Raw genomic sequence first — 16,518 nt, 5'->3', positions numbered from 1 at the left:
GGTTTTGTCTGAATCTAACCCCATAAGCAAGTGCATTAACACCGATTGACCTCAATGACAAAGTATGCGGGATGAATCGTGGTAAAGGATGATTACCAAAACAGATAACGTACACTCCAAGTCAGCACCGGCTCGGTGAAATTCCTATCGACTTGATGATTAACGCCAACCTCCACCGAGCTCACCCAATCGGATAAAAACGGCGTTTCCCATTCAACACTGATGCCGACATCACGCCAAGTCCCAGAGACATGACGTAACGCTTGATTATGTTTGTCCGCATAACGAGACCAGCCATTGATACTCCACTCATCATTAAGCTGATAGGAGCCATCAATCAACCACTGTGATCCGACAGCATTTGACCAATCCTTTTGCCATGCTAATGAGGCCGACAATGATTCAGTAAATAAATACCCGATACGCAAACTTGAACCGATTCGTGATGAGCCCTGCTCTTCGCTCAATAAGACTGGGCCAACGGTAAAATAAGCCTTGTCCCAATAAGGCATAGGTAAAGCCACCCCCGCTTCACCTCCCTGAGCAAAAAACAGTCCAAACTCCGTCTCTTTTTCGTAAGCAATGCTCGGTGACCACTCCCATTTGGTTGAGGAACTCACAGCAGGGCTATCAATACCAAAACTGGCCCCAAGGCTAAACTCATCACAACGCACAACGCCGACCCATAGGGTCAGCGTGAGCACGATGATAGCTTGGTAAGCGAGAATCATCGTTGGATTAAGCATCCGATAACCTCTTCTTACGGTAAACGTCTTTCCACATCTGATCTTGATGATCGCCCATCAGATGGCAAATAATGCCCGAACGCTTGAACAGATAAATGATGCCAACCGATAATGAACATAGGGTAAAGATCAACAAGAAATTATTGGGTAAAGTCGTTCCCATCTTTGCTGAAGCCCAAGTAAGCAACGGACCCCATAAGAAGATAAAAATCGACTTATGGAAGATAAACACGGTTAGTGAGTACATGCCAATCCAATTGAGTGGTCGCCAGCTTAAGCGAACTCCCGCTTGATGCAGTGTTAAAATTAAACCAATCACCAAAAATTCCGTGCCCCAAATCCCGAGACGACCAATGGTATCTTCTGCTAAGGCATGCTCTTCGGCATAGACATCATGCAAATCAATCGTCGCGGCTTGACCATTCAAGAAATAAAGCGATAAAGCCACCAGCGCAATACCCAATACCAGTTTATTCAGCGCATCACGTTTTTCAGCGTAATGATGCCACACCCACCCGTAGAGGAAACCAAAACACCCACTGGCCATAAACAGATCTAACCGCGCATCCAACTCATAACCGGGATGAACATGGGTTTGCATCCATAGTTCAGCATGCTCTAGTAATGATGTCACACCCAACTGACTGACGATGGTACTCAATACGGTCAACACCAACATGCCGCGAATACCAAAAAAGGCGTAAACAATAGAGAAAAAAGCCAGTAACGTCATCCATAGCATGACCGGATAAAATGAAATTGCCTCACCAAAGTTAGGAGCAATAATAAAACCTTCAATGTACAACACAAAAATAATGCTCAAAAACAGAGCCAGTTTTTTCACCAGTGTTGCTCGCATATGCTCAGATGATCGCGCCGAAAGATTAAAGGCCGCTAACGCTAAATAGACTTGACTCACCCAAGGAATCAACCATGCTGAGACTTGTCCGGTAAAACTGTCCATCGGGACAAGTTGCCCCAACATTGGTAAGTGTGAACGATATAATGTCTCATAAAAATCGCTCTCTTTAGGGAAAAAATCCACATACCAATAGTTTAAATACCCCGTATAATGTTCAAAGATGGCCATAAAAATAACCAAGCCGCGTAAAAAGTCGAGGCCGACTAAACGCGTACGGTTTTCATAGGGTTGTATAGAATTCATGGGATGATACTCGTACTATTAACGTATTGGCCCGAACTATAGTTACTTACTTTTTGTGACACAACTCATGTTTTGTACGCGTATGTATGCAAGCCGTACACAGCACCACGTAATGTACCGTTTTGTCCGCCCCTATTGTATCCACTCTATTTTTAACTGATGATTCGCTTATGAAAATTGTACTTATCGAAGACGATGTAAAGCTAGCAGAGCTCCTGACTAGCTATTTAGAAAATAATGAGTTTGAGGTTCATCTGGCTCATGATGGCCTACAAGCCAGCGCGTTGATTTTGCAAGTTCAGCCAGATTTAGTGATTCTCGACCTGATGCTACCCGGTTTAGACGGCTTATCGATTTGCCGAGAGATTCGTAACGACTACAAAGGGAAAATTGTCTTTTTAACCGCCAGTGATGATGATATCGACCATGTCGCCGCTCTTGAGCTAGGCGCCGATGACTTTGTTAATAAACCGATTAAACCTCGGGTATTATTGGCGAGAATCCGCATGCTATTACGTCGCCAGCAACAAACCGAGTTAGCGCATCCAGACAACGATCATCAGCTTCATTTTGGGCAGCTCAGTATCAACCATAAGCTTCGTCAATGCTCTCTCTCTGGTGAAGATATTGTACTTACCGACAGTGAATTTGACCTTTTGTGGTTACTGGCTAGCCATGCTGAGCAAGTGCTGTCACGCGAGTATTTAGTCAAAGAAACCCGTGGTATTGAGTACGATGGTCTTGATAGAACCATCGACAATAAAGTGGCCATTTTACGCCGTAAACTTGGCGACAGCTCATCGGTCCCAAAACGTATCTTAACCTTGCGTGGTAAAGGTTATTTATTTGTCCCAGAAAGTTGGTCATAAAGGGAGACTATGAAACGTCTTTATTTAGAGCTTTATCTCGCTCTAGTCGGTATTTTTATGTTTACTCTAGTGAGTTATGTCAGCATTAATGACTGGCTCTCTCCTGATCTTGACTTAGTCGCACGCAGTCAGCAAATTCAAAGTAGCCTTGAGCTTTTAGAATTTGTCGCCGATCAGCATGGGGTTGACGTTGCCAAAGAAAAACTGCAAGCCATTGCCGATGCAAACTGGCTAGTCATTGACGCGCTGTCCGAAAACTCCCCTTTACTGACCCCTCAAGTTAGAGAGCGACTAGCCAATCATGGGGTGTTTACCACCGACGACGATGGCTCTATATTTACCTTTAATCCAACCGATACCATCTATCATATCTATCGCGATCCAGAAGCTGAGATTTGGATTGCCTCAGAGATCGAAGGTTGGGTTTTTGTCCTGGTTTTAATGGGTTGCTTTGCCGTGTACAGCATGGTGATGATGAAGCTATTTATGTGGCGATTCAAACACCTTGAACAAGTAACGCAAGCCTTAGCCAAAGGTGACTTAAGCATTCGAGCTAAAGAGACGGGGTCAATGAGATTGGGAACGCTTAACCGCAGCTTTAATGCTATGGCAGATAAAATCTCTCATCTGATTGAAAGTCATAAAATGCTCACCAACGCGATTGCCCATGAGGTGCGCACCCCGCTGTTTCGGATTCAGTGTCAGCTTGATATGCTGCAAGATATGCCAGAAAAAAAGGATAAATACATTGCTGGCATCGAAGATGACATCCACGAACTCGAAGAGATGATTAACGAGCTGCTTCGCTTAGGTAAAATGGAAACGACGCCATTAACCTTCATTAGCCTCGACCTAGCGCAATGGCTGCCAACGCAAATCGAAAAATGGCAAATCGAGTCGCCAGTAACCATTGAATTGCAAGCGCCACAGCAATGGCCAACGCCACTAGTCGATAGTAATTTATTGAATCGTGCCATTTCTAATGTCGTACGCAATGCTTCTCGCTATGCCAAGCAGCAAGTAAAAATCAGTGTCAGTTGTGATTATATTGATTGGACAGTGACGATTGAAGACGATGGTCCCGGGATCCCGGAAACCCATTGGCCACATATTTTTAAACCGTTTTATCGAGTCGGATCGGCGCGAGATAAGGCCAGTGGTGGTTTTGGATTAGGATTAGCGATTGCTGAACAAATCGCCCGTCAACATCATGGGCATTTGATAGTAACCTCGAGCTCGAGTTTGGGTGGGGCCTGTTTTAAGTTCACCCTACCGCTCGATATCAGTGAAGAGAGATAACAATATCGTGAGAAGGGATCGCTTCTCACGATGTTCACGACACTATTGTTAGCTTACGGTTACTCTGTAACGGCTGGCGTGTGATGTTCAACAGCCTGTAAAAACTGACGTAACGTTGCATCACTGCACTCTCGGTAATGCTTATTACCCGGCTTACGGAAAAAAGCGCCGATTTCGTTTTTACTCAGCTCAACCCCAACCTGCTGAAAAAGAGTCAGTAAATCATCAGCTTGCAAATTTAACGCAATACGCAGTTTCTGAAACACCATATTATTATTCAAATTCGCTTCTGGCTTTGCCGCTTCCCCTTCACGCTTGCCGCGTTTGAGGTTAATCAAACCATTTAAAAAACTCGCTAATTGCGGATCACTCAGTTCAGCAAACTCAGGAGCTTGCGGTTTGCTCAGCCAAGAGGCTAATTGTGCTGGTGTTGTCTCGTTATCCGCGAGATGAAAAATCTCTAATAAAGTTTGGTCGTTAAAAGCAAACGTCGTGCGCAAAGCGCAGAAAATATCATTATTGGTCAAAGTTTTTCCTAGTCTTAGGTACTCCAGCGCTATCAACTTGATCGCTGGCAGGTCGTCACTTTAGCAGACCTGACCAGGATCCCCAATCAATAAACCCGTTAACGAGGTTTATATTGAGTCGGGCAGTAACCGCGATCAACTTCAGGTGGACGTAATTTAAGGTGCTTGGTTTCTCTGCCACTGACTCTCTTTCGCCACAAGTTAAAACTACGTGTGGTTAGATGCCTGCGCATAAAACGAATCACCTGTGGTTCAGTTAAACCAAATTGGTGAAAAATAGCTTCAAATGGCGTTCTATCTTCCCATGCCATTTCAATAATTCTTGATTGCTCATCAGCAGAAAACATACGCTGGTACTATTCCTTTTATAAACACACTCAGCGTAATACGTAACCTAAAGTAGGATAGATGCGTCTCCATCATAAAAAATTTCGGTTATTATTCTCGATACGATGAGTGTGTTCTCTCTGTCGAGGCGACGATAGCTCGGCTGGTTAATCCTCCCGCCAATGACACATCCAACACCTGAGCCGGCTGCTGAACAAGTTTTTCGCCACTCCAATAGTCATACCAATCGACCGGTTGGGTAGCGGTCAAGGTATAATGCTGTGAGGTAGCTTGATCGTTGAATAAACAGTGCAACTCATGATTAGGGGTTAAAGCCAATCGCCAATGATTAAGTGCTAAAGACGTTGGCGTCGACGTCTCTTGAGTCTGATGTTGGCGAGCGATCAATTGCTGAAGACTGCTCTTAGCAAAAGACGTTAACTCGGTGAGCGGATCACCTGAAAGCAGTACCCCTCCACAAGCAAGTAGTACATTACGATGAAATTCATAACTGGCGAGATCGGTGGCCTGATCGGCTAACGACACCAAGGTGGCACAGTCGGGATCGATTTGCCATAACTGACGATGTTGCCAACTGCGATAAAAGGTTTCTTTAGCGATTTGCGCAAAACGTTGACGACGACGTTCGACATCATCAGACACTCGCATCGCATCCACCAAACCGAGTGATGGCCACATCGGCGCATTACAACCCAATAACCAAGCCTCTCCGGCTCCTTGGGCTATCGCTTGCATGCCCATCCGATAAGCCTCAACCCCAGTAACGCCTGATTGGTAACGCAAACCTTTTAGGGTTCCCCAATAATTGGCATCCAGTTTAAACAGTTCAACCCCCCACTCTTCTCGCATGGTTTTTATTACATGAGTTAAATAAGCCTGAGCTTGTGGATGAGAGCCATCTAACACATACCAAGGCGTGCAACGCCATCCGCCGTAGGTCACATCTTCGGCTTTTAGAGGCTGTCCTTGGTGATTTTTAACAAACCAGTCAGGGTGTTGCTGAAACAAAGCCGATTCAGGCTGAGCAATAAACGGAGCCAGCCAGATTGCTGGTTTTTTACCCGCCGTTTTAATACTCTGGAGCAGCGCTTTTATACCACCGGAAAATTTCTCTGATGGCGTCAACCAATCGCCCATAAAAGCTTGGTATCCGTCATCCAGTAATACCCACTCGACCTCCGCCAACTCGCCTTGCATGGCCGCAAGGTTAGCGCGAATATGCTGCTCATTAACTTCCGCATAATAGGCATACCACGAACACCACCCGATCGGCGCAGGCTGAGTTACCCCGTCACGTGATCGATGATGGCGTTGAATGGCGTGCGCATACTGTTGGTAGATCTCGGCTAGCGATGAGTGTTGCAATACGATAAGTGATTCTAAACGGTGATTGGGCCAATCACTCGGCAGGGTTTGCTCTCCATCGATGGCGGCAATCAGATGCGTGGTTTCTTCTTCCACCACTAACTCAAAATAGCCCGCAAACCGTTGGCAAGAGGTAAAGCCAACGAGCTGATATTGGTCTTTATCTTCAATCACTAGGTAGTTGTAGTAGCGTTTATTGGCATGAGAAGCATAAAGTCGATAACTCTGGTCATTATCGGGGCAACGACCCACATCCAGCGGATGACTCACCGTACCCGCCGTTTGCGCCAACATTTGAAAGCCATCGCCAATGACTCGGGCATGGGGATCACTCTTTAGCGCCATCCGAAATAGGACATAGCGATCACTGATGGGCACCGAGTCGCGTCCTAAATAAGAAAAATGCAATTCATTGTCTTGTAATACGACGTTTAACTCTGATGAGAGATCAATCTCTCGCTGGCAAGGTAACGTTAGGGGGCTCATGTATTCCACCACTCACATCAATCATACAACGTAGTGTCTAAGGAATTAGGCGCACATATTGTTAAGAAACTCACGTTTTCTTGTAATCACGGTGAATAATCGAATATTAAAAGCCTCAAGCATCCTTGCCGTCAAGGTGGGAGTCTATGCTGACTAATTGTATTTAGTGGATCAGTTTTCGATGATCGCTACACCTTCATTTCCCTGCCTCACAGCAATAGCAGGCAAAATATGACGGGGATCTACAGCTCTATCAATTTTCTAAGCTGCCTGTGCGGCAGTGAACTTAAGCGAATGGATGAGGCGCTGGAGTTGCTATTTCTAAGCTGCCTGTGCGGCAGTGAACCAAGCCATGATTGGCGAAATTGCGGCGGGGCGTTTCTAAGCTGCCTGTGCGGCAGTGAACGCGAGAAAATCGCCATTAATCACGCCCGAAAGTTTCTAAGCTGCCTGTGCGGCAGTGAACGGTTATCAAGCCAGCAACTAGTGGTGGTTCGCTTTCTAAGCTGCCTGTGCGGCAGTGAACGAATGCGAGTACCAGCAGGTACAACGCTGTAATTTCTAAGCTGCCTGTGCGGCAGTGAACGCCAAAGTGAAGATTTTGACAAGCATCTTGAATTTCTAAGCTGCCTGTGCGGCAGTGAACTTATTGAAATTTGCGGTAATTGGGTTTGGATTTTTCTAAGCTGCCTGTGCGGCAGTGAACTAATTATCAAAGAAGACGATTCCTGTGGTTCATTTCTAAGCTGCCTGTGCGGCAGTGAACTATTGAAGGCTTTGAAACGGGTAAATTTAGATTTTCTAAGCTGCCTGTGCGGCAGTGAACGTGTTCATGACGACTCGGATGCTCTCGAGCTTTTTCTAAGCTGCCTGTGCGGCAGTGAACTGATAGAAAACTCAGTGCTTTCTGCACCAAATTTTCTAAGCTGCCTGTGCGGCAGTGAACCCGCGTTACAGGCTACAACCGCCAGCCCTGTCTTTCTAAGCTGCCTGTGCGGCAGTGAACTATAGAATAAATCAATAAAAATAAGTTACAACAGTTAGTTAGGATAAAAATTGCATTTTTACCTTATAAAAAACCACTCGTTGTAACTTATTGTATTTAAAGCTTATTTTTAAATAGCAAAAATAAAGGGTAAAAATACCCTTTTTCGTTCAATTTAAAAGTGCGGCACGGTAGCCAATGCTGATTGTCCATTCGCTTTGCTACTCAAACCATAGCAATCGAAGGCCCCATCTTGCGATGTGCTTTGTTGCTCCATCTGAATAAACAGCGGGAACTTACTGCTTTTTTCAGGGGAGCGCTGCTTCGTTTGCTGGCTATGCAAGTAAATAAACGGTAAAGAGCACAAGGCTGTCGGCTTGCTTTGTTCAAGTACGGCTAAGCATTCTGCAAGCGATTGACCCGATTTAGCAGCCCATAGTGCCGCTTTTTGCTGCATATCCCGCTCTATTCGCTCGGGCGATTTCACCTGCTTGCGCACAAAGCTTACGTAAGTCACATCGTTTGGTACGGGTTTGATCCCTTTGATGTGCACATAGTCTTCTAACCGAGTTAACCAACGGTGGATAGCCAACTTTTCCAGTGTCGCTTGCTCTTTAGCAAAGAGACGCAACTTACTGCCCAGCGGAAACTTCGCTTGACGATAATCAGGAAAGCCAACCGCAACCAGAGATTGGTTGCTCGCCACTTTGTGCTCCACCAAGGCTATGTGGACTTGTTGAAATACGTTTTGCCAAAGAAAGGCAAGAGGTATTTCTGCCTCTGGTAACAAGGTGATTTCTTGGTAGTAGTTCATCACTGCCCCTTTTTGTCACTTTCGCCAAATACACCACCACGCACCAATACCGCCATAACGTAATGCTCATCTTCTTCACGAGGCAAGCTTTCACCACGCGCCCATTTATCAAAAAAGGTGTAAAAGTCATTTTTTTTAGGCGTTCGGAATGCCTTACCTAAATTGGTAACTGCACCATAAACCTCTATTGCAATAGCACCTGCACTTTGCTCCTCAGATGCGTAATCTGGGTACCAAGTATCAATGGAACGCAGTGCGTTACCAATTTTTTGTGAGTGCATCGCAGCATGCTCATTAACCGCATACAGGATTTTACTTTTCTTGGATTTGCTATTGCCTTTATCCATTACTAACTCTTCACTTGGGTAGACTTCTTGGGCTTTACCGACCTTAGCGTAGCAGTCAATTTGCAGCATCAAATGATCCGTTTCGCTGGCCAGTACCTGAGCAATTCTGTCGGCCAAACTATTGATCTGTGAATCGTTATGATCAAAGTGTCGAGTACTAAATTGTTTGGCATTAAAAGTCCACGCCTGCTCAGCCCCTTTGTTCAATGCCTTGACTTGCACTTCAATCTCTTCTGCGCCAACGCGGTTGCGCCATAGAAAACGGGCATTGGCAAGGTTGGTGGCATAGCGTTTGGCCAATTCGAAACAACCATATTGGGTAATGTACTTTGAAACCGCAGCACTGTAGCTCTGTTTGAATAGCGCATTGTTACACGCCGAAGGTTGGGCAAGCCCCCCTAATACTTTGAGCGTGAAATGTAGCTTCAGGGTATCTTGCTCTAGCCCCAACGCACAGGCATCCACCCGCTGCGGATTTGGAGATGCAATATCCATATCCAGCTTCATAATATCCTTTTCACCACCTTTATTAAGGCGGTGGGAAACTGTGCCACGCACTGATTTTTCTTGCAGCGCTAATGGGGTTGCTTGCTCTTTGGTTTCCCACTGGCATCCAAAGAGGTAGCCATCGGATGGGACAAGTTTTTTTTCAAATGCAAGTACTGAAGCGGTGTCGTTATTTTTAGCCATGAGTTGTTCCTTATTGATGTTCGTTGATAGGGTTAACTTGCTGACAAAGGTAGAGATCGTTTTCTAAATCAGGGTGGTATTGCCAAAGGATGTCATCGAGGTGTTTGATTTTGTGCGCCATGACAAATTCACCCAGTGTGACCACACTTTCGGCAAAGCGATGCGGTACTAATGGATCGCGCTGATTTTTTGCCTCACCTAATGGTGAAATACCTTGAAACCCTGTGGCAATTGGCACAATCCAGCCACTCGTCTTGCGCTGGCTATGCCAAACAACGCTTTGGTCTTCAAGCTGTTCACAATGGTGGTGTACGGTTAGATACCCAAGCAGCGCATCTATCGCGTCGGCGCCTTGCTGCATGGCGTCAATCATTAAATCGCGGCGTTCGTTCAGCACATAGCCTGGCATTAATTGGCGTAGGACTTGAGCGGTATCCTGTTCCGTAATCACAGATTTGATTGAGGGCTTCCCAACGGAAAGAACGTCACCTCCTGCCACTTTCATCGTCGCGATCACCGCTTGCAACTGCTGGGTAAAGTCTGGCTGCTGAAGTTCTTCGTCATTGCCACTCCACTCAATGACGAGGGACACATCTAAGTGACAGCGTGCTTCCTCGATAAATGCCGAGCGTGAACCATCCTTATCGAGTGGATTGCCAGTACCGATAATTGAATAAACAAAGTCACCTTCGCCTTTATGAGTCTGTACATCACAACGGTGGCTCACCACCGCAGCACTGTGCAGCATGAGTTCGGATAACCCAGCCTGGTTCAGCTTGCGCTCTAAGGCATGCACAAAGCCTAGCCATGCCGTCATGGCCGGAAAGCCAATAGTAAAGGGGCTTGAAAGTGCATTGGCGTTGTTAATTTTTAAATGCGGTAAAATCAATACGTTCATCGCAAGTTCTCCTTATTGCTGGCAACCACCTTTTCTATCGCCAGCAGCTCTTGGTCTGCCAATGTGACGGGGTTGGCGATTACTTTGCTGCGGCTGTAATGATTGATTAAGCCTCGCGCAATGTGGCGAGTAATTTTATCGAGCCACTCATCCTCGTGCTGACGCTGCTCAGCAAACTCTGGATAGAGCCAGATTTTTTGCTCCAACGGCAACGCACTCGATAACTCACCGGAATACTCTTCAAGGAAAAGACGTACTTGCCACATTTTCTCAATCACCAAATCTACGTATTGCTGAATGCGGTAGTCACGGCCATCACGGAGATTGATGTTGTTGTAGTCGGTAAGAAAAAGTCGATGCAGCGATTCAATCACCTCTTTGGCTTGCCAAGCGGTAAAACTCTCTTTGAAAAAATCCGTTCTCGGCAGACGAATATCGCGAGGTGTTAACTCCGGCGGAATGGACGATAACAAATAGTAAGTCTGGTATTTGTTATTTAAACCAGAAATATTTTTAGGATGATCACCACCATGCTTTGTTACCGTAAGATCCGATAGCGTTTTGTAACCCAGTTCATGGTAATCATTGTTCTTTCTAGCTTTCTTCCCAGAGTAAGCTTGAGGTGAACGACTGGTAATCCAATCAATTTTGGCTTTCATATTGAAGACCAAACCAGCTGGTGTTAACAGAGAAAGTTGATGGTACTGCTCAAAACCAATAGGAAAATAAACTTGTTTTACAAACCTATCAGTGTCAACAGATTGCGAATAAATGCAATCAGTAAACATGTTCACAATATTCTCAAAAAACGCTCCACTAAGTCCGAATGTTTCGGCAAGCAATGCGATATTAGAGTTTTTTAAGTGTTCTAAAATATAAACGTCGTTTATTTTCAAAGACAGGAATTTGTAGACCTTCAATTGAGTAGCATTGATATGTAAATCAAAAAATGTCTCCGCATTACCACTTCGAAGATAACCATCTTGAGATTTTTTAAAATCAGTAGAATACACTCGCGGGTACTTACAAGCAGGGTGACTCATTTTAGAAGGGTGACTAACCACAGTGCCATGCTTGCTGTCTTGTGCAACTTTTTCGATTAATCCTGCTACAGCATCGGCTTCAAAATTAGCAATTTCATCATGAGCCATTCCATCTTTAAATAAGAAATATGCTTCTAGTCTTTCAGCGCAAAAACTTTTTGAAAGTTCAATTAAAACTGTTGCTTCCTCACTAGAAATGTCAAATAAACTCCACAGCTCATCCAATTTTGGATGACAAATTTCACACATGAACTTAAAGGTATTCTCATATTTAAATGTTGTCGCTCCTTCATTAATAGAGCTAATCATTAATAAACAGGCATCACACTCAGAAATTGACTTAGGCAAATAACTCTTCGGGCTATGTCTCAGCACCCTATCCAAAACCTTAAAATAGTCTGGCGTTGCTTTACCGTTCTTGTCAGTTTTTTTAAATGCTAATTCCGACCTATTTTTTATCAATCTGTCTAGACTTTGTTTTACTTCACACTTTTCATTTTCCATTATTTGACCTTAACCAACCCTAGTTGGTCGTTGTAGCTGTATTGTTGAATACCTTCATGGCAGGCAAAACTGATCTCGCCATAACGCACTGAGGTGGCGAATTCCTGTTCAGGGTTTGGACTGTAAAAACTGACTAACTCACTGTAATCACGCTGCAGCCAAAGCTTCTGCTCTTGTTCTGGCGTAAGCGGTAGATGTTCAATATTCAAGGTGCGTTCAATCGGATGTAAGCCGCCCTGTTCTTCACGCAAACAAAACTCAATGCTGCGCGCTTTTTTGACTAAGTAGATTTGCACTGTGGGTTCACTTTTACGAAAGCGTTTGAAGTGTTGCGGCAGTGCGGTTAGCCACCAGTAGCCGTGAATATGACCGTGGAGATGCTCATACCAACATGACTGCGGCGAGCTACTGCGACGATTACGGTTGTATCTATCCTGACGGCTGATATTGGCTTGTTGTGGTTTGCCAATTTGATCGGTGCCAAGGGTTTTCGCGGTGGCAAAGTGCTCTAAATCTGCCAAGTTGTTGCGCGGTTCTAGCACTGCTCGCTTTTGAATACGGACAATCGCATTGACCGATTGCAATAGTAACTTTTTATCTACCAACACAGATAAATCATGAGTGGCGAGTTGAGTGGCGCTGTCTGTTTCATAGCCAGGATGATTAAATACTCGATCTGAGCCTCCCTTAAAGCCTTTAACGTTGTATTGCAACAAGCCAATATTGGGCTCCTGAATCTCACCATCACGATGTCTACGTACTCGGCCTGCCATTTGAATAATTGAACGAAAAGATGATGGCTCAATTACCGCCCAGTCAAAGTCATGGTCACGTCCCACTTCTTCAACTGGGGTGGCAACCAGAATAAAAATCAGGTTTTTCGCTTGGCAAGCGGTTAGGTGTTCACGAATCACTGGATGAGCAAACGCTTCGGGTAATTCTCCCGCTTTCTCTTTGCGCTTGAGTACCTCATCCAAATGCTTTTCTTGCGCATGGCGTAGCAACATCACTTGCTGACTGTGATAAGCCATGCAGCGCACTTCAGTATCGGCAGGCCAATCACAACTGAGTAGATATTGGGTTAATTCGACGCAAGGTTGAATATTGGCAACCCTAACCACGCCAAACGATACTCTTGTTTGGCTTTCTGGCTCTATCGTGTTGTGGTGCTGGTGTTTGGTCAAAACCGCTTGTTTGACTATCTCGAAATACTCTTCCTCAAGCGGTTGCTCACCCTGTTTAATGCATGGAATGATTTCGGCTTTTCGTCTTGAGATTTGCTGTTTTAGTTTATCAACGCGTTTAGCAACAAAGCGTTGTTGGAATGCTTCATAGACAGCCAAATCAGGATCATCACAGCCCACCATCTGTGTGTCGGTACTAAATTCATCGACATAAACACAATTAATTGTGCTGACTCGATCACGGCTAGCAGCAAACACTGCCCACCCTTGACGATAGGCATTATATAAACCCAATGCTAAATCCGGTGGTATGGTGGCAGAGGAAATCATCACTTTGCGCCCCAGCATGCCTGCCAAATGCACTAATCGGCCAATCGCAATCAGATCATCGCCCGTAAAGTCGTCAATTTCATCAATCACCAAGTCGGATGACATTAAACGTAAACAGGGCAGAATATAACGCCCACCACGCTTAGTTTCGGTCACGGCCATGATGTGATCGATGGTGCATACCAGTACTGGGGCATACAGAAGTTTTCGATCTTTTTCTTTGGTTAAAACGGTCGTGAGCTCTTCTTCAGGCAGCACACCTTGCCAATCTAGAATATCGTTTTCATCTTGAAGACTCTCCAAAGACTCAGAACCAGCCTCAGCTTGTTCAGGTTCAATATCGTCCTTTTCAACTTTCTTGCCCGACTTATGTAACTCCGAAATGGCTTTAGAGCCAATCAGCACCGCTAAGTCACTCTCTTGCAGTTTCAGCCTTTCTTTATATTCATCACCAGTTTGCAAAGTGAGCGTGCGCAAGCCAAGTGCCAAAATAAATCGCAGGCTTTCACCATCGTCAGATAACGCCTGCATAACTTTGGCGTTGGCGATAGTTTTGCCACAACCTGTACTGGCCATGTTGACCACAAAATAGCCTTGGCTTTTGTCTTCCGTATGTTCACGCCACTCATTGATTTTGCGTACCGCTTTGTCTTGCCAACGGAATGCTTTAGGTGTGTTAGCTTTAGGGGCAAGCTCGCTGAGTTTGGTGGCTTTTAGTGGCTCGGTTTCAAAAAACGGCAGTAACTTCACTGTGTTCACCGCGACTTTAGCAACATTCACTAAGTGCTCATCCAGCTTTTGTTTACGCGCTTTAGTCGCGGGGTCGGTGTTAGCGTACAGCTCTGTCGACGTTTGCCATTGATGATCATTAGGTTGTGAAGAGTAATAGTGGTCACCTAACATTAGGCACAACCGAGCATGGTGTAGAATCCCCCGCCAACTACCATCATTCATTGCCTGATCGAGTAAAGGCAGGTGATGCAATAGATCCTTCGCACGGCGTTTGAGATCAGCAAGCCAAATCGAAGAATTAGAGAGCAGCCCCAAGGGAAACTCAAAACATTTCGGCAGCAGCATGTTGTATTCATCAAAACGGTTTTCATAGCCCCAAGCGGGCGTAATTCTGGCGAGTAAATCCGCCAACGACGCGTTATCCACTTCTCGTTGTCTATCACACAGCTCTTTCTCTTTAGGTAGAGGCAGGCGGTGATGAGAAACGATCAACCAAGCAATTAACGCTGCTGCTGTCGGTAATTCAGCAAGTGCTTTTTCTCTTGGTAATCTATTGGTTTTAAAACAAGATTCATCAATGCCTTGATTGATAAGAGTAGCCAACCAAGCCTCATCTTGAGGTTGGTGTATTGGATTAGCGACAAATTGATGGAATAAAAGACAAGATATCCACTCATGGCGTAGAGGATCGCCTCTATATTTGTTTTTTATCTCAGGATTTAATTTTTCTTGAAACAGTAAAGAAGCTTTCCCCCAATCGTGGAGCAAAGCGGCCATGCCAGCAAGCGCTTTAATCAGCGGTAAATATTTCCAGTCACTTTCATAGTCGCTGTTAAGTAAATCCTTCTCTGTACTATTAACAGGCACCACACCTTCCACATTAAATTTCTTTTTATTGCCCACCACCCATAACAACTGGCTGCGTGAACGAGAGCGGATCCAATGGCAACTGACGGCGGTGCTGCGGGTGGCGGTTTGGCCTAGCATTTTTTTGACGGTTAATAGCCCTTCTTCGGTGATCAAAGTTTGCCAAGTGTTATCGCCAATTCGGTTGGCGAAGGCATCCAGTACGCGGCGGGTTTTCTTGAGGGCGTTTTTCTCGCATTGACTGACAAAAGTGACCATCATAACGAGCCATCCTCGCTTTCTTCTTCCTCTTTACCTTGCAGTGCGACCTGTTTCACCGTATCAAACATAAAATCGAGCGCTTTGTGTTCAATGAAAGATTGTAAAATTTGCTGGCGAAACACTTGCTCGGTAGCGTTTTCTTTGGCGCAAACGAATGCCCACGGCAGTACGATGGCGTCTTTGATTAGGTCGGCTACATCAAACACCAAGGCCCCACGGCGGGTTTTGCCATGCATGACGGCAAAGCCGTGCGGAATGCCAAGCACCCATAAGCAGCTTGCCGCAAGCCCATAGGCTAAGTAGTTGCCGTGGTTTAAAAAATCGTTGGCTTTGTCGGTGGATTTTTTGTCCGGCTGATGCTGGCGAGTAAAACCGTCTTTACCGGTATTATTAGCGGCGTACTTGTATAAGGCTTTGGTCAGTTGTGCTTCGGTGAGCAATAAGTCGGATTGTTTGCTGGCGGCGTCAGTGCGTTGGTGGAAAGTTTCTAGTGATTGCTGTATCACTTCATCTTGAACATTGAATTTCTCTAGGGTTAATTCTCGGTCGGAGCGCCAAACTCGCTGTAAGTAATCAATCCGCGCATTTTGGAACTGTTTGGCGGCCGCCAAGCGTTTTTGATCATCAAACCAGAACGATAGCCAACCTTGTAGATATTCGGTGGGCCGGTATTCGCTTTGCGGCGTAAACCATTCTACTTCACACGCCATATGCAATGGCGTGCCACCGCCACCACAAAACCCGACCAATACGCCTGCCTGTGAGAGCATGCGCATCGCGGCTTGAGTAATGGAGGTGCCGTTACCGAGCATCAGTACGGTGGTATTGGCAATCGGGATATTGAAGTAGAGATTTTCTTTGTCGGCTTCTGTTAAATAGAGCACGCGGCCATCTTTTTGCATCACACGGCAATATTCCAAGTAATACATATTGGCGCGCTTTGAGTGCAGTATGGTTTTTAAATCGGAGGGGGATAAATCGTCCATGTTTTATTCCTTATGCTTTCTCGCTGATCTCGACACTCAACGGTCACCTGCAACGCCAGAACAAGAGGTTTA

General features: G+C 45.4%; 13 protein-coding genes and 1 CRISPR repeat array. Of the genes, 2 read left to right on the top strand and 11 right to left on the bottom strand.

Going from position 1 to position 16,518, the window contains the following annotated elements:
- Positions 1-92: 92 nt before the first annotated feature.
- Positions 93-746, bottom strand: a complete 654-nt coding sequence (locus CAG60_RS03415) for a hypothetical protein (RefSeq protein WP_161438306.1) — start codon at positions 744-746, stop codon at positions 93-95.
- Complete coding sequence (locus tag CAG60_RS03410) at positions 739-1,911, bottom strand: hypothetical protein (protein WP_161438305.1); 1,173 nt, start codon at positions 1,909-1,911, stop codon at positions 739-741. Before CAG60_RS03410 ends, CAG60_RS03415 begins: the two co-directional genes overlap by 8 nt.
- 170 nt (positions 1,912-2,081) lie before the next feature.
- Between CAG60_RS03410 and CAG60_RS03405 the strand changes: the two genes are divergently transcribed.
- Together CAG60_RS03405 and CAG60_RS03400 are read left to right on the top strand one after the other, a co-directional pair.
- On the top strand, positions 2,082-2,780 hold the full coding sequence (locus CAG60_RS03405; RefSeq protein ID WP_154168041.1) for a response regulator: 699 nt from the start codon (positions 2,082-2,084) through the stop codon (positions 2,778-2,780).
- A gap of 9 nt (positions 2,781-2,789) precedes the next feature.
- On the top strand, positions 2,790-4,079 hold the full coding sequence (locus CAG60_RS03400) for an ATP-binding protein (RefSeq protein ID WP_154168039.1): 1,290 nt from the start codon (positions 2,790-2,792) through the stop codon (positions 4,077-4,079).
- Positions 4,080-4,138: 59 nt separating this feature from the next.
- Here CAG60_RS03400 and CAG60_RS03395 read toward each other — a convergent pair whose 3' ends face one another.
- The 9 genes from CAG60_RS03395 to cas1f all read right to left on the bottom strand — a co-directional run bounded on the left by CAG60_RS03395 (position 4,139) and on the right by cas1f (position 16,446).
- A complete protein-coding gene (locus CAG60_RS03395) occupies positions 4,139-4,606 on the bottom strand; it encodes a DUF1456 family protein (RefSeq protein ID WP_158138509.1) in 468 nt (155 codons plus the stop codon).
- Between the two features lie 98 nt (positions 4,607-4,704).
- A complete protein-coding gene (locus CAG60_RS03390) occupies positions 4,705-4,953 on the bottom strand; it encodes a TIGR03643 family protein (RefSeq protein ID WP_158143835.1) in 249 nt (82 codons plus the stop codon).
- Between the two features lie 91 nt (positions 4,954-5,044).
- Positions 5,045-6,805 carry a glycoside hydrolase family 36 protein gene (locus tag CAG60_RS03385; RefSeq protein WP_161438304.1) on the bottom strand — a complete coding sequence of 587 codons (1,761 nt, stop codon included), beginning with the start codon at positions 6,803-6,805 and terminating at the stop codon, positions 5,045-5,047.
- Positions 6,806-7,063: 258 nt separating this feature from the next.
- A CRISPR array of direct repeats spans positions 7,064-7,811; the repeat unit is 28 nt; unit sequence TTTCTAAGCTGCCTGTGCGGCAGTGAAC.
- 154 nt (positions 7,812-7,965) lie between these two features.
- Entirely contained in the window at positions 7,966-8,604 is a 639-nt protein-coding gene (gene cas6f, locus CAG60_RS03380; RefSeq protein ID WP_161438303.1) for a type I-F CRISPR-associated endoribonuclease Cas6/Csy4, read from the bottom strand.
- Positions 8,604-9,641, bottom strand: coding sequence for a type I-F CRISPR-associated protein Csy3 (gene csy3 / locus CAG60_RS03375; protein ID WP_154168031.1), 1,038 nt, complete (start codon positions 9,639-9,641; stop codon positions 8,604-8,606). Before csy3 ends, cas6f begins: the two co-directional genes overlap by 1 nt.
- A 10-nt stretch (positions 9,642-9,651) precedes the next feature.
- Positions 9,652-10,539 carry a type I-F CRISPR-associated protein Csy2 gene (csy2, locus tag CAG60_RS03370; RefSeq protein ID WP_161438302.1) on the bottom strand — a complete coding sequence of 296 codons (888 nt, stop codon included), beginning with the start codon at positions 10,537-10,539 and terminating at the stop codon, positions 9,652-9,654.
- Positions 10,536-12,086, bottom strand: a complete 1,551-nt coding sequence (locus CAG60_RS03365; RefSeq protein WP_237667746.1) for a type I-F CRISPR-associated protein Csy1 — start codon at positions 12,084-12,086, stop codon at positions 10,536-10,538. The genes csy2 and CAG60_RS03365 overlap by 4 nt, the downstream gene beginning before the upstream one ends.
- Entirely contained in the window at positions 12,086-15,460 is a 3,375-nt protein-coding gene (cas3f, locus tag CAG60_RS03360) for a type I-F CRISPR-associated helicase Cas3f (RefSeq protein ID WP_161438301.1), read from the bottom strand. The genes CAG60_RS03365 and cas3f overlap by 1 nt, the downstream gene beginning before the upstream one ends.
- Positions 15,457-16,446: a type I-F CRISPR-associated endonuclease Cas1f gene (cas1f, locus tag CAG60_RS03355; protein ID WP_161438300.1), complete on the bottom strand. Its 990-nt coding sequence runs from the start codon at positions 16,444-16,446 to the stop codon at positions 15,457-15,459. Before cas1f ends, cas3f begins: the two co-directional genes overlap by 4 nt.
- Positions 16,447-16,518 lie beyond the last annotated feature (72 nt).

The sequence above is a fragment of the Vibrio sp. V33_P6A3T137 genome, assembly GCF_009904835.1.
GTDB classification, from domain to species: domain Bacteria; phylum Pseudomonadota; class Gammaproteobacteria; order Enterobacterales; family Vibrionaceae; genus Vibrio; species Vibrio metschnikovii.
Note: the sequence above shows the minus strand (reverse complement) of the source record. Positions and strands in the feature narration are given on the sequence as shown.